This window comes from Vibrio crassostreae 9ZC13 (assembly GCF_000272045.2).
Classification (GTDB): domain Bacteria; phylum Pseudomonadota; class Gammaproteobacteria; order Enterobacterales; family Vibrionaceae; genus Vibrio; species Vibrio crassostreae_C.
In genome coordinates this window covers 108,243-124,953 of sequence record NZ_AJYZ02000019.1, presented here as the reverse complement: position 1 = coordinate 124,953, position 16,711 = coordinate 108,243, and the positions used below count along the sequence as shown (strand labels likewise).

The window sequence follows — 16,711 nt, the reverse complement described above, 5'->3', positions numbered from 1 at the left end:
AACGATTGACCAATAGTCAACGAGTGTCGTTATTGTATTTTTCTAAAATGATAATAGGTATATATCTTCATAAACAAGTATCAGTAATAGAACCATTCACTAAGGAGCTATGAGTTAATGGTCGATTAATAATAGCGAGTAACAAAGTTTATATAGCTAGAACCACTTATGTTCCTAATAAACATTTAATTAGTGTTCTAATGTTTAACTGGAAATTATTGAACTAAGCGTTTACGTTCTTAACCTAAGTACTTGCCAATACCCGTTGGTATTGCCCGACCACATTCTCGATAGCACTTCCTCTAACACTCTCGAGATATCTGCGGCCGGACAAATTTCCTATGACTTACACGTAATCTTTGTATTTATCTAAGAAACGAACCGGTGTTGATAGTGCATCTCGGCGGAACGGGTCGCCCAACTCCTGAGTACACATGATTTCAATGATGGTTGTTTTGCCTTCGTTCATCTGCATGTCGATGGCTTTTTGCAAGGTTGGACCTACATCTTCAAGCTTATCAACCGTGATACCTTCAGCACCCATTGCTCGTGCAATCTCTGCAAAGCTTTGGTTTTCAAGCTCACCGGCAACAAAGCGTCGGTTGTAGAAGTCGACTTGGTTCTTCTTCTCCGCACCCCATTGACGGTTGTGGAATACCACGGCTGTCACTGGAATGTTATGGCGAACACATGTCATGGTTTCCATCAAGCTCATGCCCCACGCACCGTCGCCTGCATATGAAATAGCGGGACGATGAGGTGCCGCAGCTTTCGCACCAATGATGGTCGGGAATGCGTAACCACAGTTACCGAAACTCATTGCAGCAAAGAAGCTACGTGGTTTTTCAAAGCGTAAGTAGCTGTTTGCCACTGAGTTGATGTTACCGATATCCGTCGAGACCATTACGTCTTCTGGCATCGCTTTTTCTAGTTCACGCAATACTTGGCGTGGGTGTAGATATTCGCCACCAGAGAACGGAGTCTCGTGTGAGTTTTCCTCAATCATATCTAAGCTGAACGAGTCACGTTCGTGTGTCCACTCATCAAGCTCTTTTTCCCAAAGTGCTTTCTCTGTTGCGACCGTGTCTTGACGAGCGCCTTTATTGTCATCACACAACAATGCACGGCCTTCCAATCTTTCAGATAGAGCAACCGCAGCTGCTTTCGCATCACCACAGATACCAACTGAAATCTTCTTAACCAGACCTAGCATCTTGTTGTCGGCATCAATCTGAATGATTTTCGCGTTCTTCGGCCAGTAGTCCATACCATGTTGAGGCAACGTACCAAATGGACCAAGACGTGTACCCAAAGCGATAACCACATCCGCTTGAGCCATCAACTTCATTGCTGCTTTCGAACCTTGGTAGCCTAAAGGACCACACCATAATGGGTGACTAGCAGGGAACGAGTCATTGTGCAGGTAGCTGTTCACTACGGGTGCGCCTAATCTTTCTGCCAGTGCCGCACACTCTTGAACTGCATCAGCCATTACCACACCGCCACCAGAAATGATGACTGGGAATTTCGCTTCAGCTATCAGGTCTGCTGCTTCATTCAGAGATTTCTCACCACCTGGACCACGGTCTAAACGCGCGGGTTTAGGGATCTCGGTTTGAGTTTCACCGTAGAAATAGTCACGTGGAATGTTCAGTTGAGTTGGACCCATTTCACTCATCGCACGGTCGAAGCATCGACCTGTGTATTCCGCCATACGATCTGGGTGCGTTACGTGTCCTTGATACTTAGTAAACTCTTGGAACATTGGAAGCTGGTTACATTCTTGGAAACCACCTAAGCCCATTGTTTTAGTGCCTGTCTCTGGCGTCACAATGACGACCGGGCTATGTGCCCAGAACGCAGCTGCAATTGCTGTTACACAGTTACTGATACCTGGGCCATTCTGCCCGATAACCACACCGTGGCGACCAGATACACGAGAGTAACCATCTGCCATGTGGGCAGCGCCTTGCTCGTGTACTACTGGGACCAATCGAATGCCAGCAGGAGCAAAGATATCCATTGCGTCCATAAATGCTGACCCCATGATGCCGAACATGTCGGTAACATCATTAGCAACCATAGTTTCAACGAACGCTTCTGATGGTGTCATTGTTACTGTGCCGGAAACAACCGTACGTTTTTCTTGCTCGCTCATTCTTCCATTCTCCTTGAGTTAATCAAAATTTCATTTTTCGGAATGAATTGTCTCTTTTTCGAATTAAATTTCACCTTAGTAGTAGAATTTTTGCGCGTCAACTTTTTATATTAAATTGGAACAATTCATTCTAATTAATAAAACTAGATCACATTATTGGTAGTTTTTCGTACAAAAAGTGCCGTTAACTTAGGTTGAGCTGTTAATAATCGACGACATAGCGCAATAGCTGCGACAAGTAATGGGTTATATAGAGGGAAGAATGATGAAAGAGTCGGAATTGATACCAACGCGACAAGTAAGTGTAAGAGAGTGCTTTGGCATCGACAGCAACCTAACGGTGATGGCGTTTGAACATGCGGGAGAGTATGTGCCAAAAATCGATCCTAACTACTGTTTTGATCCTGAAGTGACGCTGGCCATATTGGCGGGGTTCACTTCAAATCGTCGCACCTTGATACAAGGTACGCACGGGACGGGCAAGTCTTCTCACATTGAACAAATTGCCGCGAGATTGAACTGGCCATGCTTGAGGATCAACCTAGATGGGCACTTAAGCCGATTGGATTTCATTGGCAAAGATAGCATCGTCATTAAAGATGGAATGCAGGTGACAGAGTTTAAGGAAGGCATTCTTCCACAAAGTATCCAGCAACCCATCGCATTGGTATTGGACGAATACGACGCGGGTCGACCTGATGTGATGTTTGTGATTCAGCAACTCTTAGAGCAAGACGGCAAATACACTTCTCTCGAGCAAAACCGCGTGATCACTCCCCACCCTTCTTTCCGCCTGTTTGCTACGTGCAACACGCTTGGCTTGGGTAATTTTTCAGGTTTGTATTCGGGTACTCAAGTGCTTAACCACAGTCAGTTAGATAGATGGAACATCATCGCTACGCTCAACTATTTAGACCCACAACATGAAACCAAGATAGTGTTGTCAAAGCGCCCGGAGCTAAACGATGAAAGCGGTCAACAATTAGTAGAGAAAATGATCGCCACCGCTGGTTTAACGCGTAACGGGTTTCGGGCTGGCGACCTTTCGACTGTGATGTCTCCGCGTACAGTGCTCACTTGGGCTGAAAACATCCAAATATTCGACGATGTAGCGACGGCATTTAGGCTTTCATTCTTAAATCGCTGCGAAGACGAAGAGAAAGAACTGGTTAGCGAATACTATTTCCGTTGCTTTGGTGAAGCCTTGGAAGCGCATACTCAAAATTATTCGCACTCGGAGTCGTAAACCATGGCCAATATTTCTTCTCAGCAGAAAAAGATCCTCGATATTGGTGTGTCTGTCGCCAGAGCAATCAGTGGTGAACTCGATCTGAACTATCGGGGAGAACGACTCTATAAAGGCAATAAGCCCTGTTATTACCAGTCTGCCCACACCAACGATCTCACCTTTGTATCTCGCCACGAGCTGAAAAACAGTAAGCTTTCGATGCAAGGCAAGATCGATTCATCGGCATTACGACTCTTGCTTTCAGATGCTGATCTTCACTACTCATTGCGACCGAAAAACGAGGTCGAACGTCTGTTATATGACTTCTGCGAGCAGGTGCGAATTGAATCGCAAGTTCCATCTTATCTAAAAGGCGTTACCACCAGCATTCAGTTCAACTTTGCGTATTGGAGCGACCAATATCATCAGAATGGCTTCACCGAATCACGAATAGGCATGTTGCTGTTTACTCTGATGCAAGTCATCCACACCCGCTTAACCGGTGTTCCGGTTTCGGAACCCATTGCTGAGACCATTGAATCGACTCGCGCCGGCATCGTGCCTACCTTCGGTCACAGCTTTAAACGCTTAAAGCAACATAGAACAGACCAAGAACAGTTTGCACACAGTGCCAATGAGCTTGCAGCCCTTGCACAAGAGTTAATCATCCAAGAACAGGAAAGTGATAACTCACCCACACCAACCGTTGAAGAAGACATCAAGATCCTTGCACAGCTTGCCTTGATTGTTGATGGTGACATTCAAGATCAAGACGTCGATACCGACATCACAGGCAGTAGCAAGGTATTCGAGTTGTCGGGCGCCAATTATCAGGTCTTTAATTCAGAATTTGATCAAGTCATCGCCGCAGACAAACTCGTCAGGCGTACCCTATTACTCGAACTGAGACAAAAGCTAACCGATGACATCATGGCGAGACAAGTCAACACTCGCCGTTTAGCCGCTATGCTTACTAACTTTGTTGCCACACCACAGAGGAACCGACGTCAGGACCATTTAGAAGAAGGCATTGTTAACGCCACCACCATCACCAAGCTCGTCACATCGCCATTGGATAGCACTGTCTTTTATCAAACTGACATCGGTACATCTCATCAATGTGCCATCACATTTTTGATGGACTGCTCTGGCTCAATGCAAAAGCACAGTCACAAGCTAAGCCTACTGATTGATACAATTCTCAAATCCGTTGGACTGGCCAACATCCCTTTCGAGATTATTGGCTTTACGACCAATAACTGGAACGGTGGCAAGGTCTATCGGCAGTGGCTTAAACAAGGCCAACCAAAGCACCCGGGCCGCTTAAACGAAGTTCGGCACATCGTGTTTAAGGATTTTGATACCCATTGGAGACGTTCTCGACTTGGCATTGCGAGTCTTCGTAAAGCCGACATCTTTAAAGAAGGGATTGATGGCGAAGCGGTTCAGTTCGCGAGTCATCGATTGCAGCAGCACACCGCCCAGCGAAAGGTTTTGATTGTGTTCTCAGACGGCTGCCCGATGGATACCGCTACCAGTACCGCCAACGATCAGTTCTATTTAGATAACCATCTCAAACAGGTGATTGAACGTGAGTCGACCAAAAACGGTATTGAGATTCATGGTGTGGGAATGGGAGTGGATTTGAGCCCGTACTATCGCAGCAACATCACGCTAGATGTACAAGAGAGCTGCTTGTTTGGGCTATCTAGGAGCATATTTGAGATGCTAAAGCGTGTTTAAACAGGGAAGCTTAGGCTAGCGAATCACTAGCCTCCTTTGTCGAGAATGGTTTTACGAGGAGCCAAACAACGACCATGCAGAGACAGCCATCAAATATCCGCCTATCAGCATTAACACCGTAAACACCAGCTTTCTGAGTTGATCATTAGACAACGGCGGTGGGAAACGCCGAGCAAACATTGTGACAAGCGCCACCAGAGGAACAGCAATAGCGGATAACCACAATATGCTCTGTTCCATGTCGCCCGCCGCATAGACATTGACCGTACGGGACATCGACGTACAAGCGAAAACCATCAGCAGTGTGCTTCGCACCAGATCGAGCGAAAAAGGTTGCCGATAGAGATGATAAACAATCGGTGGACCTGCCATCCCAAATAATCCCCCCGCTAACCCAGAGCTAAATCCTGAGACAAGGAAAGATACGGTTGTCGAACGGACCGTTCTAGTTTTAGGTTTAAACATAAAGCTCAAACCAGCGAACAACACCATGGCACCCAATAGCCCTCGTAGGATTTGGGTTGCCGACTCGCTCAACGCGTCCAGCAAGTACACGCCCATCGATACGCCTGGAATAATACCGATAACTAACACCACCAGAATCTTGAGCTCCCCAAGTAATGGTTTACCCATCAACGCGACCAAGCAATTGAACAAGGTCACAATACTGACCACAGCGGCTATGACGGGTAAAGAAACCAGATTAAGGCTGACCGTCAAACCAATCACGATGATACCGAGGCCAAATCCAGTGACAGTTTGGAAATAAGTACCTACCGCAATGGTGGCAAGAATGGCGAGTAAAACAGGTAACTCCATTAGCTATCCTAATTAGGTTATTTGGGGGTAAATATGAGTGCAAGATTCCGCATTAGTTTAAGCAACGAGTGTTAATACCTGAATTCAAACTCCGACTCTTGGCTCTCTTCAACATCAGTTTCTGCATCAACCGCTGATTTTTGTGTTTTCCCTTGTTGCGCTTGTACCGCGGTAACGGCAATGACATTAAAGATATCTTCGGCACTACAGCCTCTGGACAGGTCATTCGCTGGTTGATTCAGCCCTTGCAGCAACGGGCCAATCGCAACTGCCCCACCTAGCCTTTCCGCAAGCTTATAACCGATATTCCCCGCTTCTAAGTTAGGAAATATCAACACGTTAGATTGACCTTTCACCTCTGAATCAGGCAACTTTTTCGCCGCTATTTCAGTGACAATCGCCGCATCAAGTTGGACATCTTGATCGACGGCGATTCCGGGACAACGTTGTTTCACGAGTTGAGCGGCATTGCGAACCTTATCGACTGATTCGTGTTTAGCACTACCGTTAGTCGAAAACGACAGCATCGCGACTTTAGGTTCTTCCATCAGGAGCATTTGAGCGCTGTTTGATGCCGCTACGGCAATCGATGCCAGCTCGGTTTCATTGGGGTTAATCACTAAACCACAATCGCTGAAAATCATACCGCCTTTAAGATTATGGAAAGGCTCACACAACATCATCAAGAAGAAACTCGACACCAATTCGCTGTCCGGTGCAGGGCCGATAATCTGCAGCGCAGCTCGCACCACATCAGACGTGGTATAAACGGCACCATTAACCGTGCCGTCGACCAGCCCTTCCCTTACCATCAAATTGGCAAAAACAAGTGGATCTTGAACCAGCTCTAGGGCGTCATCATAGGTCATGCCTTTGGCTTTTCGTAATGTATACAGCCGTTCAGCGAGCACCTCTTTGAGTGACGACGCCTGTGGAGAAACAATATGAATGCCAGCGAGGTTAATGTGGTGAAGTTCTGCAGCAGCGATGATCGCCGATTCATCGCCCACAAGTGTGATGTGAGCGAGCTGTTTGTCAATTGCCATTCTTGCAGCAGCTAGCACTCGCGCGTCCTCCGCTTCACTCAAAACAACACGCTTACGATCTAAATGAGCTTTATCAATAATCCGTTCAATCACCTTCATCTTTAAATTCCATTTATTGAGATTAATTGTTCCATAATTTATATTCATATTATTGAAATAATAAAAAAGGTCAAATTTTATTCAGATAATTGAAGAATAATGATTTGGTATGTACACTCTTAGGCATAGACATATCGCAAGGATGAATCACTGTATGCAAACAGAAACACCGCAAGTTCAAGGGGATACACCGACCCTCCGACTTTTTGCACTATTAGAGGTGATAGCGCAAAAAGACGAGTTTATTTCTCTGCAAGGTTTAGTCGAAGAGACCGGATTGCCAAAACCCACGCTGCACCGAATGCTTCAACAGTTAGAAGCCGCGGGCATCATTCAAAGAGATGGCGACGAAAAGCACTACAGCTCAGGTATTCGACTCAGAAAACTTGCCGAAAACCTACTTTTGAATAGCACCATGCACAGCGCTCGACGCACCATCCTTGAGAATCTAAGAGCAGAAGTCGGTGAGAGTTGTAACCTGACGGCTCTTTCAAGTGGTGAAATCATTTATCTCGATCGTGCAGAAACTGAAGCTCCCCTTCGCTTTCACCTGCACCCCGGCTCTCGCGTTCCCGTGCACTGCTCGGCTACTGGCAAACTGTTTTTAGCGCACATGTCTAAGTCGCAGCGCAGACGATTAATTGAAAATGTGCCGCTGACTCAATACACCGTAAACACGATTACCGACTATTCGACTCTCGAGAAAGACATCGAAGAAGCAAAAATCCAAGGTTTTGCTATTGATGATGAAGAGTTTTTACCGGGCTTAGTCTGTATCGCTGTGCTGATCCCCTCACCAACAGGTCAATCAAACCTAGGCCTAGCGATACAAGCACCTGTGATTCGAGTGAAACCAGATGAAGCAATAAAATTCTTACCCGCACTTCAAAAAGCAGCAAAAGCATTAGCGAAGATAGAAGCAGACAACTGGGCGCAAGAATAACCTTGGCAGGCTAAAGCGAATCATCAGCACTGCATAGACATCAACTCAATAACAGCACCAACACGTGTTAAGTAATCATCAAGAAGGAATCACATGCTAGAAATTAATAACCAGCGCTTACTCTCTTTTATGGTGACAGAAGCGAATAACGCGGTTGCCGTGACCAATCCAGCAACGGGTGAACTCATCGGGAACGCACCGATATCATCAGAAACAGAGTTAGCGAGCGCGATCGAACGAGCTCATGTAGCGCAGAAAGAGTGGGCAAAAATCCCTGCTAAATCTCGTGCTGCACTACTTCATCGCTGGCACCAGTTGATCCTCGAAAACAAGGATGACCTTGCTCGAATCATGACAATGGAACAGGGCAAGCCGTTAGCCGAGGCGACAGGTGAAGTCGTGTATGGCGCGAGCTTCATTGAATGGTTTGCAGAAGAAGCGAAGCGCACTTATGGTGATTCCATTCCTAGCACAGTCGCTGGCAAACGCTTGGTGACCATCAAGCAGCCTATTGGTGTCGCATGTGCGATTACGCCATGGAACTTCCCGATTGCAATGATCACTCGTAAAGCGGCTCCTGCCTTAGCAGCGGGTTGTAGCTTTGTCGTGAAACCTTCAGATGAGACACCGCTTTCTGCGTTTGCTGTGGTTGAATTGGCTTATCAAGCGGGTATCCCTAAGGATCTGCTCCAAGTAGTGCTTGGTGAAAGCCCTGAACAAGTGGGCAACCTATTCACTTCGCATCCGTTGATCAAAAAAATCTCTTTCACTGGGTCGACCCGTGTGGGCAGCATTTTGATGGCTCAAGCTGCAAAAGGCATCAAACGCACCTCTATGGAGCTTGGTGGCAATGCACCTTTTATTGTGTTTGACGATGCTGACATCGACGCGGCCGTTCAAGGGGCAATGGCGTCGAAGTTCCGTAATGCAGGTCAAACATGTGTCTGTGCAAACCGATTCTACGTTCACAGTAAAGTGTACGATGAGTTTGTGGCTAAATTCGATCAAGCGGTTCAGCAGCTTAAGATTGGTAACGGCTTAGATGAAGGTGTCACGATTGGCCCTGTTGTCAGCCTGAACGCAAAGAACAACATCCAAGCATTAATAGACAGAGCGGTAGAACAAGGCGCGACGCCTGTGACGCCAACTCAAGAGCTTGATGGGCTTTTCCTTCAGCCTGTCATTCTGAAAAATGTGAAACACAGCATGGACATTGTTCAGCAAGAGATCTTTGGTCCTGTCGCTCCTGTGATGCAATTCGAGACAGACGAAGAGCTTATTGAGATGGCAAACGACACCATTTATGGATTAGCGTCGTACTTCTACAGTCAGAACATTCATCGTGTATGGAACATCGCAGAGGCACTTGAGTACGGTATGGTCGGTATTAATGATGGCCTGATCTCAACCGAGGTCGCGCCCTTCGGCGGTGTTAAGCAATCAGGTATTGGCCGTGAAGGTGCGAAAGAAGGCATCGATGAGTACATGGACATTAAGTATCTTTGCTTTGGCGGAAAATAAGGTTGGTAGTAACTAAGTTCTGGCAGTGATTAGGGCTCGGAAATAATTAAGTCTTAGTGATCACTAACCTGACCCACTTTCCACCTTTCCCTTCACAAAAATGAATCAAAAAAAAGCCGCGCTATAAAAGCGCGGCACCTTGGGCTCGGTTAAAGGGGGGGTTCTTTTTTTAGTATTTTACATTCTCTATTTTTGTTATTCGGTTGCTTCGCTATTCCTGTGCTTTCAGTTTTAGACGCATCGCGTGCAGTACTGGCTCGGTGTAACCGCTCGGCTGAGCACAGCCTTCGAATACCAACTGACACGCCGCTGAAAATGCAATGCTGTTTTCAAAGTCAGGCGCCATATTACGGTAGCTCGGGTCGCCAGCGTTTTGCTCATCCACCACTGCGGCCATGCGCTTCATGGTTTTCATTACTTGGGCTTCATTACAAATCCCATGACGTAACCAGTTCGCAATGTGTTGGCTCGAAATACGCAGCGTCGCTCGGTCTTCCATTAACCCTACATCGTTAATATCAGGTACCTTCGAACAACCAACGCCTTGGTCAATCCAACGAACCACATAACCCAAAATACCTTGGGTGTTGTTATCCAGTTCACTTTGAATATCTTGCGCGGTAAGCTTTTGATCGCCCAGTAACGGGATAGTAAGAATATCATCGACATTGGCTCTCACTCGCTCACGAAGCTCTTTCTGACGGCTTGGTACACTCACCTTATGATAGTGCAGCGCGTGCAAAGTCGCGGCGGTTGGAGAAGGAACCCAAGCGGTATTGGCACCCGCTTGTGGATGTCCGATTTTCGCGTCCATCATCTTCGCCATATTATCCGGCTCTGGCCACATACCTTTACCAATCTGGGCTTTACCTTGCAGGCCACAAGCTAAGCCAAGATCAACGTTTTGATCTTCGTATGCGCCAATCCAAGTCATGGTTTTCAGCTGTGTTTTAGGAGCAAAAGGCCCCGCTTCCATACTGGTGTGAATCTCATCACCCGTTCGGTCTAAGAAACCTGTGTTGATAAACACAACACGATCTTTAGCTGCACGAATACATTCTTTAAGGTTAACCGAAGTACGACGCTCTTCGTCCATGATGCCGACTTTTATCGTGAATCGATCTAGCCCTAATGCATCTTCAATACGGCCAAACAATTCATTAGTAAAGGCGACTTCTTCAGGGCCATGCATCTTAGGTTTTACGATGTTGATACTGTTCGCAGTCGAGTTTTGGTACGCGCTGTTGCCTTTTAAATCATGCATCGCAATTAACGAAGTGATCATGCCATCCATAATGCCTTCAGGCACTTCATTACCTTCGGCATCAATAATCGCAGGGTTAGTCATCAAGTGGCCGACATTACGGATGAACAACATGCTGCGGCCTTTTAGTGAAATCTCACCACCCGTCACGCTGGTGTATTGGCGATCGGGATTAAGGTTACGAACAATGGTTTTGCCGTTTTTCTCTAGTGATTCTTGTAGATCACCTTTCATCAAACCTAACCAGTTACGGTAAGCCAATGCTTTGTCTTCACCATCAACTGCAGCAACCGAGTCTTCGCAATCCATAATGGTTGTTAGAGCGGCTTCGACTAATACATCTTTAATTCCCGCCACATCGACGCTACCAATCGGTGCGCTCGGGTCAATTTGAATTTCGATGTGCAGATTATTGTGTTTAAGAAGAATGCACGAAGGGGAACTTGCGTCACCTTGATAGCCAATGAACTGGTCGCTATCAATGAGAGTGACTTCTTCGCCGTTATCGAGTGTCGCTATTAATTTATTGCCGATGCTAGCGTTACTGATGCTGTATTTGGTGACGTCTTTATGGGAGACGCCGTTTAATGGCGCTGCGTCATCAAGGAACTCGCGAGCATAAGTCACTACTTTAGCGCCACGGGCTGGGTTAAAGCTTCCGCCCTTTTCCGCGCCATCACTTTCACTGATCACGTCCGTTCCGTAGAGCGCATCATATAGGCTGCCCCAACGCGCATTGGCTGCGTTAAGTGCAAAACGTGCGTTCATGATTGGCACCACAAGCTGCGGCCCTGCTTGTGTTGCGATCTCAGGCTCTACGCTCGCTGTCGTCACTTGAAAGTCATCGCCTTCAGGAACCAAATAACCGATCTGCTGTAAGAACTGTTTGTACTCCACAGGATCTAGCGTTTGCCCAGCACGCTCTTGGTGCCAAACGTCAATTTGATGTTGAAGATCTTCACGCTTGATAAGCAATGCGCGATTTTTTGGAGCCAAATCTTCAAGGATGGTTGCAAATGATTGCCAAAAGTCTTCAGCGACAATGCCTGTTCCAGGAATCACCTGCTCATTAATTAATTGGTAGAGGGTGCTATCAATGTTCAAGCTTCCCTGTTGAATACGACTGCTCATAAAATCTCTCTCAAACTAATTTATGGCTACTCAATAAATTTTCGTGACTAGCTCAAATTTACTTTACTGACTTAAACTTACTTAACGGACATGAATTTAGCTAATTTATGCCGGTTATATTGGATATTCATATAAAAAATACCCTAAAAACTGTGTTATTCCGTTACTCCACTCTCGATTTCGTTAGCGACACTTTTAATCAAACGACGCATCCACTGGTGGTCTGGATTGGTTTGTAACAATGGACTCCACGCCATCTTCACCTCAAAGGGTTCAATCGCAAATGGCGCAGGCTTGATCAACAATCTAGGGTTATTGCGCTGCAGTTGAGCGGCTTTGGTAGGAATAGTCAGGATCAGGTTCTTCTGTTGTGCGAAGAGAATCGCCGACAAGTAGTGTCGCGTAAACACCGTGATGTTACGGGTTTTACCAATGCGCATTAGTGCTTCATCTATCCAACCAAGCTTTTGTGCTTCGCTTGGGTTTATCCCGACTCCCGTTCCCATACCAGTCTTACTTACCCAAATATGTTGCGCCTTTAAATAAGACAAAATATCGAAATTGTCGGCTATCGGGTTGTCACAACTAAATAGACAAGAAAACCCGTCGTGCCAAAGGCTCATCTGGTGAAACGACTGAGGAATATCGTCAAATCGGTTGATAATTATATCAACGGTACCTTGCTCTACATCCTGATAGCTCACATCACTTGGCGTCATTATATCCAGTCGTATTTTCGGTGCTATCTCGCTCAGTTTTTTTAATAGCGGCTGAATAATGGTCGACTCTGCATAGTCACTCGCCATGATACGAAACACGCGTTCACTGTCTTCTGCATTAAACTCTGTGGTCGGCTGCAGTGTCTTCTCTACATTCGCCAAGATGTTTCGAATCAGTGGCTGCAACTTATGCGCGCGTTCGGTCGGTATCATCCCTTCACTTGTTCTTACTAATAGCGGGTCTTCAAACAGATCACGCAATCGGCGAAGGCCATTACTCATGGCTGGTTGAGTAATACCCAATTGATTTGCTGCTCGTGTAACGTTTCTTTCACGTAGCAACATGTCTAAATACACAAGCAAATTAAGGTCTATACGAGCAATATTCATAAGAAAAATACCGAATATAATAACTATAAATTAACAAAATTATCACATGAGTGGTTATTCTTTGTCCATAGCAAAGTTTTAATCCAAGTCAATTTGGCAACCATACCCCACGTGAAACTAAGGAATAGTTATGTCGCAAATTACACAAGATATCGAAATGATAGAAGTTGCAAAAAGCGCTGCTGGTGCTCCATGGGATGCAATTAACCCTGAATCTGCTGCTCGTATGCGAGCTCAAAACAAATTCAAAACAGGTCTGGATATTGCGCAATACACGGCAGATATCATGCGTGCAGACATGGCGGCTTACGACGAAGACAGCTCTCAATACACTCAGTCTCTGGGTTGCTGGCATGGTTTCATCGGCCAACAAAAGCTGATTTCTATTAAGAAGCACTTTGATGGCAAGACTGACCGTCGTTACCTATACCTTTCTGGTTGGATGGTTGCTGCACTTCGCTCTGACTTTGGTCCACTTCCAGACCAATCTATGCATGAGAAAACATCCGTTGCTGGCCTAGTAGAAGAGCTATACACATTCCTACGCCAAGCCGATGCTCGTGAACTGGGTGGTTTATTCCGTGAGCTAGACGCTGCGCGTGAAGCAGGCGATGTGAACCTACAAGACCGTATTCAAGACAAAATAGACAACCACGTGACACACGTAGTGCCAATCATTGCCGATATCGATGCTGGTTTCGGTAACGCAGAAGCGACTTACCTAATGGCTAAGCAGATGATTGAAGCGGGAGCTTGTTGTCTACAAATCGAAAACCAAGTAGCCGATGAGAAACAATGTGGTCACCAAGACGGCAAAGTAACGGTTCCACACGCTGACTTCCACGCAAAACTTCGTGCGCTTCGTTACGCTTTCCTTGAGCTAGGCATCGACAACGGCATCATCGTTGCTCGTACCGATTCACAAGGTGCTGGCCTAACAAAAGAAATCGCCGTAGTGAAAGAGCCGGGCGACCAAGGTGACATCTACAACTCATACCTAGATGTTGAAGAGATTGATGTTGCTGATATGGCTGAAGGCGATGTTTGTTTCAACCGTGACGGCAAGCTAGTTCGACCTAAGCGTCTACCTTCAGGTTTATACCAATTCCGCCAAGGTACTGGTGAAGATCGTTGTGTATTTGACTGTATCGAAGCAATCAATGCAGGTGCTGACCTACTTTGGATTGAGACTGAGAAACCACACATCGGTCAAATCAAAGAGATGATGGACGGCGTACGTGAAGTTCACCCTAATGCGAAGCTGGTTTACAACAACTCTCCATCATTCAACTGGACGCTAAACTTCCGCCAACAAGCATACGATGCGATGGTAGCAGAAGGTAAAGATGTTTCAGCTTACGACCGTGCTAGCCTAATGAGTGCTGAATATGACGAAACTGAATTGTCTAAACGAGCTGATGACAAGATTCGCACATTCCAAGCGGATGCATCTCGTGAAGCGGGTATCTTCCACCACTTGATTACGCTACCGACTTACCACACTGCTGCGCTGTCTACTGACAACCTAGCGAAAGAGTACTTCGGCGACCAAGGCATGTTAGGTTACGTTGCGAATGTTCAGCGTAAAGAAATCCGCCAAGGCATCGCATGTGTTAAACACCAAAACATGTCTGGTTCTGACATGGGTGATGACCACAAAGAGTACTTTGCTGGTGAGAACGCACTAAAAGCTGCAGGTGAAGCGAATACATCGAACCAATTTGATTAATCGCTAACGCTAAAGCCTCCCCCGTCCTTCTCTCTTACTTAGGTAAGATCCGGGGGAAGGCTTTGAGATAAAGCTTGTACTGCCAGCTTTATCTCAAAGCCTCAGATTTGTGTTCCACACCACGGTTAACCGAACAACTTCTGTTTAAGCTAACTGTATACGTATTTGTTCAGATTCCTATTTGTTGAGATTTTTATTTGTTGAGAGTGCCTATGACTTCAATACCTACACACCTACAAGATGCAAAAACACTGTTATCAGAGAATGGTTTCGCGACGGGTGATACTTGGTATCACGGCACATCTTCAGCTTTATTGGCTTCGATTCAAGGCCAAGGTTTAAAACGTTCTGGAGACAAAGCGCTCAACGAAGCAGCTTCAAAAACTATGGCAACCATCGGCAACAACTATACCGAATCGGTTGAGCCAGTGTTTCTCACTCAGAGTAAAGAACTGGCGTACTACTGGGCTCAACAAACCGTTCGTGAGCGAGGCGTTCGATTCGAAGGTGAAGAACAACCTATCGTATTAGCGGTAAACCTATCTGAAAAGCAACGCACCAAAGTAAGACCGGACGTAGGCGCAATGAGTCTATTGATGATGAGTGTGGGCGAGCAATTCATGTCTCATCTCACTGAAATTTATCAAGCCAACAACATTGCAGGCCCCGACATCGAGCTTCGCACTGCCGATCGCATGGACTACCTCAATAAACTCGGTATGGCCTACATTGATGAAGACATCAGCCGTGCTTGTGTTCAGGAGTTAGCTGAGCCCGAGTTGGCCGACTGAAAACGTTCAACAAATCAGTCTTCTTAAAAACAAAAATGGCTCCCAATACGGAGCCATTTTTATTTGCTATAAGCCTATCTCACAAGATACAGACGCATCTAGATTATGAGCACAGAAGACCTTTCTGTGCAGGTTGCGTCATTTCGATGTCACCTTGTAGAGAACGGTAAACGATGGTGTTCCACACTTCACCATTATCCATTTCAAACTCAATAGCGTAATTCAAACCCGCGACAACCTGAGTTCGAACACTCAAGATCTGCTTGAGCTCAGCTGAAGTGTTCATTTGGCTAAGAACTGCGTTTAAAGCTTGCTTGGCTTCTGGTGTTATCTCACTTTTCGACCAACCACCCGTCAGGTTTTTAGTGCTGCAGATGGGGTTCGCATTCTCTTGCGGTTGAGTTGGTACTTCTGATTTCTGACTACACCCAGCTAACGCCACGACACTAAACAAGGTTGCTGTTCCAAGTAATGATGTTAATCGTACGTTCTTCATAAATTCTCTCTACCTCAATCATTTACGAGGGATTACTCGCAATAATGTTTCATATGCAGGCAAGCTTAAACCTCGAATGTCATCACTTCATCAGAGATTATGGTGTAACTACTCTATAAACACAGGAGATTGTCAGGAAAACAAGACGAGCACTGGAGCTCTGCTTTTATCCACCTGATATTTAAATCATTAAAATGAGTAGCGAGAGAATAAGCGAGTAATAATACAGACATAATTAATCAGATAATTACATACTTCACACCAAAAACATTCCTATCACGATTAATAAGATGAGCTCATCTTGATGTGGATTGTGATATTGGTTCAAAAAATAGATATTTGAAATTATTTTATAAATCCAAAAGTTTATGCTCGACTTAATCATGTCTAATTTTAAAACTGTGATCCAACCCTACAAGTTGTTGATAATAATGTATTTTGTTCATCTTTGAATTCATTCAAATATGGAAAATCTTTATTGTTGAGGGTGAGTGCAAGTAGTAAAATCTCGCCCGATTATGCAACTTACTTCTCACACCATGGACACAAGTAAAGTTACGATTGGCTCTCTCAAAGTAACGTAACTTCAAACACATACCTAAAATCAGAGTCCTATAGATAGTGCAGATCAAAT

The 16,711-nt window shown here is 45.6% G+C and carries 12 protein-coding genes; 6 read left to right on the top strand and 6 right to left on the bottom strand.

Going from position 1 to position 16,711, the window contains the following annotated elements; genetic code table 11:
- Nucleotides 1-346: 346 nt before the first annotated feature.
- Complete coding sequence (gene xsc / locus A136_RS02040) at nt 347-2,158, bottom strand: sulfoacetaldehyde acetyltransferase (RefSeq protein ID WP_004731917.1); 1,812 nt, start codon at nt 2,156-2,158, stop codon at nt 347-349.
- A 262-nt stretch (nt 2,159-2,420) separates the two neighbouring features.
- On the opposite strand from xsc, the gene A136_RS02035 reads away from it, so the two are divergent.
- Nucleotides 2,421-3,404, top strand: coding sequence for an AAA family ATPase (locus A136_RS02035; RefSeq protein ID WP_017064285.1), 984 nt, complete (start codon nt 2,421-2,423; stop codon nt 3,402-3,404).
- 3 nt (nt 3,405-3,407) lie between these two features.
- The gene (locus A136_RS02030; RefSeq protein ID WP_017064284.1) at nt 3,408-5,129 is read left to right on the top strand and encodes a cobaltochelatase CobT-related protein; all 1,722 of its coding nucleotides are present in this window, start codon (nt 3,408-3,410) and stop codon (nt 5,127-5,129) included.
- Between the two features lie 51 nt (nt 5,130-5,180).
- Here A136_RS02030 and A136_RS02025 read toward each other — a convergent pair whose 3' ends face one another.
- Both A136_RS02025 and pta read right to left on the bottom strand, forming a co-directional pair.
- Nucleotides 5,181-5,948, bottom strand: a complete 768-nt coding sequence (locus A136_RS02025; RefSeq protein WP_017064283.1) for a sulfite exporter TauE/SafE family protein — start codon at nt 5,946-5,948, stop codon at nt 5,181-5,183.
- 71 nt (nt 5,949-6,019) lie between these two features.
- Nucleotides 6,020-7,093, bottom strand: a complete 1,074-nt coding sequence (gene pta / locus A136_RS02020; RefSeq protein WP_017064282.1) for a phosphate acetyltransferase — start codon at nt 7,091-7,093, stop codon at nt 6,020-6,022.
- 154 nt (nt 7,094-7,247) lie between these two features.
- On the opposite strand from pta, the gene A136_RS02015 reads away from it, so the two are divergent.
- Nucleotides 7,248-8,036, top strand: a complete 789-nt coding sequence (locus A136_RS02015; RefSeq protein ID WP_017064281.1) for an IclR family transcriptional regulator — start codon at nt 7,248-7,250, stop codon at nt 8,034-8,036.
- Between the two features lie 93 nt (nt 8,037-8,129).
- The gene (locus A136_RS02010) at nt 8,130-9,557 is read left to right on the top strand and encodes an NAD-dependent succinate-semialdehyde dehydrogenase (RefSeq protein WP_017064280.1); all 1,428 of its coding nucleotides are present in this window, start codon (nt 8,130-8,132) and stop codon (nt 9,555-9,557) included.
- A gap of 211 nt (nt 9,558-9,768) precedes the next feature.
- Here the strand turns inward: A136_RS02010 and A136_RS02005 are convergent, their stop codons facing one another.
- Both A136_RS02005 and A136_RS02000 read right to left on the bottom strand, forming a co-directional pair.
- Entirely contained in the window at nt 9,769-11,952 is a 2,184-nt protein-coding gene (locus A136_RS02005; RefSeq protein ID WP_017064279.1) for a malate synthase G, read from the bottom strand.
- Between the two features lie 155 nt (nt 11,953-12,107).
- A complete protein-coding gene (locus A136_RS02000; protein ID WP_009845781.1) occupies nt 12,108-13,061 on the bottom strand; it encodes a LysR family transcriptional regulator in 954 nt (317 codons plus the stop codon).
- A 130-nt stretch (nt 13,062-13,191) separates the two neighbouring features.
- On the opposite strand from A136_RS02000, the gene A136_RS01995 reads away from it, so the two are divergent.
- Complete coding sequence (locus tag A136_RS01995; RefSeq protein ID WP_017064278.1) at nt 13,192-14,790, top strand: isocitrate lyase; 1,599 nt, start codon at nt 13,192-13,194, stop codon at nt 14,788-14,790.
- Between the two features lie 212 nt (nt 14,791-15,002).
- Nucleotides 15,003-15,581: a hypothetical protein gene (locus A136_RS01990; RefSeq protein WP_017059982.1), complete on the top strand. Its 579-nt coding sequence runs from the start codon at nt 15,003-15,005 to the stop codon at nt 15,579-15,581.
- Between the two features lie 103 nt (nt 15,582-15,684).
- Here the strand turns inward: A136_RS01990 and A136_RS01985 are convergent, their stop codons facing one another.
- Nucleotides 15,685-16,077: a cystatin domain-containing protein gene (locus A136_RS01985; RefSeq protein WP_017064277.1), complete on the bottom strand. Its 393-nt coding sequence runs from the start codon at nt 16,075-16,077 to the stop codon at nt 15,685-15,687.
- Nucleotides 16,078-16,711 lie beyond the last annotated feature (634 nt).

Excerpts from the sequence above, each read along its gene's own strand:
- xsc (WP_004731917.1), bottom strand. The coding sequence starts at position 2,158 with ATGAGCGAGCAAGAAAAACGTACGGTTGTTTCCGGCACAGTAACAATG.
- A136_RS02035 (WP_017064285.1), top strand. The coding sequence starts at position 2,421 with ATGATGAAAGAGTCGGAATTGATACCAACGCGACAAGTAAGTGTAAGA.
- A136_RS02030 (WP_017064284.1), top strand. The coding sequence starts at position 3,408 with ATGGCCAATATTTCTTCTCAGCAGAAAAAGATCCTCGATATTGGTGTG.
- A136_RS02025 (WP_017064283.1), bottom strand. The coding sequence starts at position 5,948 with ATGGAGTTACCTGTTTTACTCGCCATTCTTGCCACCATTGCGGTAGGT.
- pta (WP_017064282.1), bottom strand. The coding sequence starts at position 7,093 with ATGAAGGTGATTGAACGGATTATTGATAAAGCTCATTTAGATCGTAAG.
- A136_RS02015 (WP_017064281.1), top strand. The coding sequence starts at position 7,248 with ATGCAAACAGAAACACCGCAAGTTCAAGGGGATACACCGACCCTCCGA.
- A136_RS02010 (WP_017064280.1), top strand. The coding sequence starts at position 8,130 with ATGCTAGAAATTAATAACCAGCGCTTACTCTCTTTTATGGTGACAGAA.
- A136_RS02005 (WP_017064279.1), bottom strand. The coding sequence starts at position 11,952 with ATGAGCAGTCGTATTCAACAGGGAAGCTTGAACATTGATAGCACCCTC.
- A136_RS02000 (WP_009845781.1), bottom strand. The coding sequence starts at position 13,061 with ATGAATATTGCTCGTATAGACCTTAATTTGCTTGTGTATTTAGACATG.
- A136_RS01995 (WP_017064278.1), top strand. The coding sequence starts at position 13,192 with ATGTCGCAAATTACACAAGATATCGAAATGATAGAAGTTGCAAAAAGC.
- A136_RS01990 (WP_017059982.1), top strand. The coding sequence starts at position 15,003 with ATGACTTCAATACCTACACACCTACAAGATGCAAAAACACTGTTATCA.
- A136_RS01985 (WP_017064277.1), bottom strand. The coding sequence starts at position 16,077 with ATGAAGAACGTACGATTAACATCATTACTTGGAACAGCAACCTTGTTT.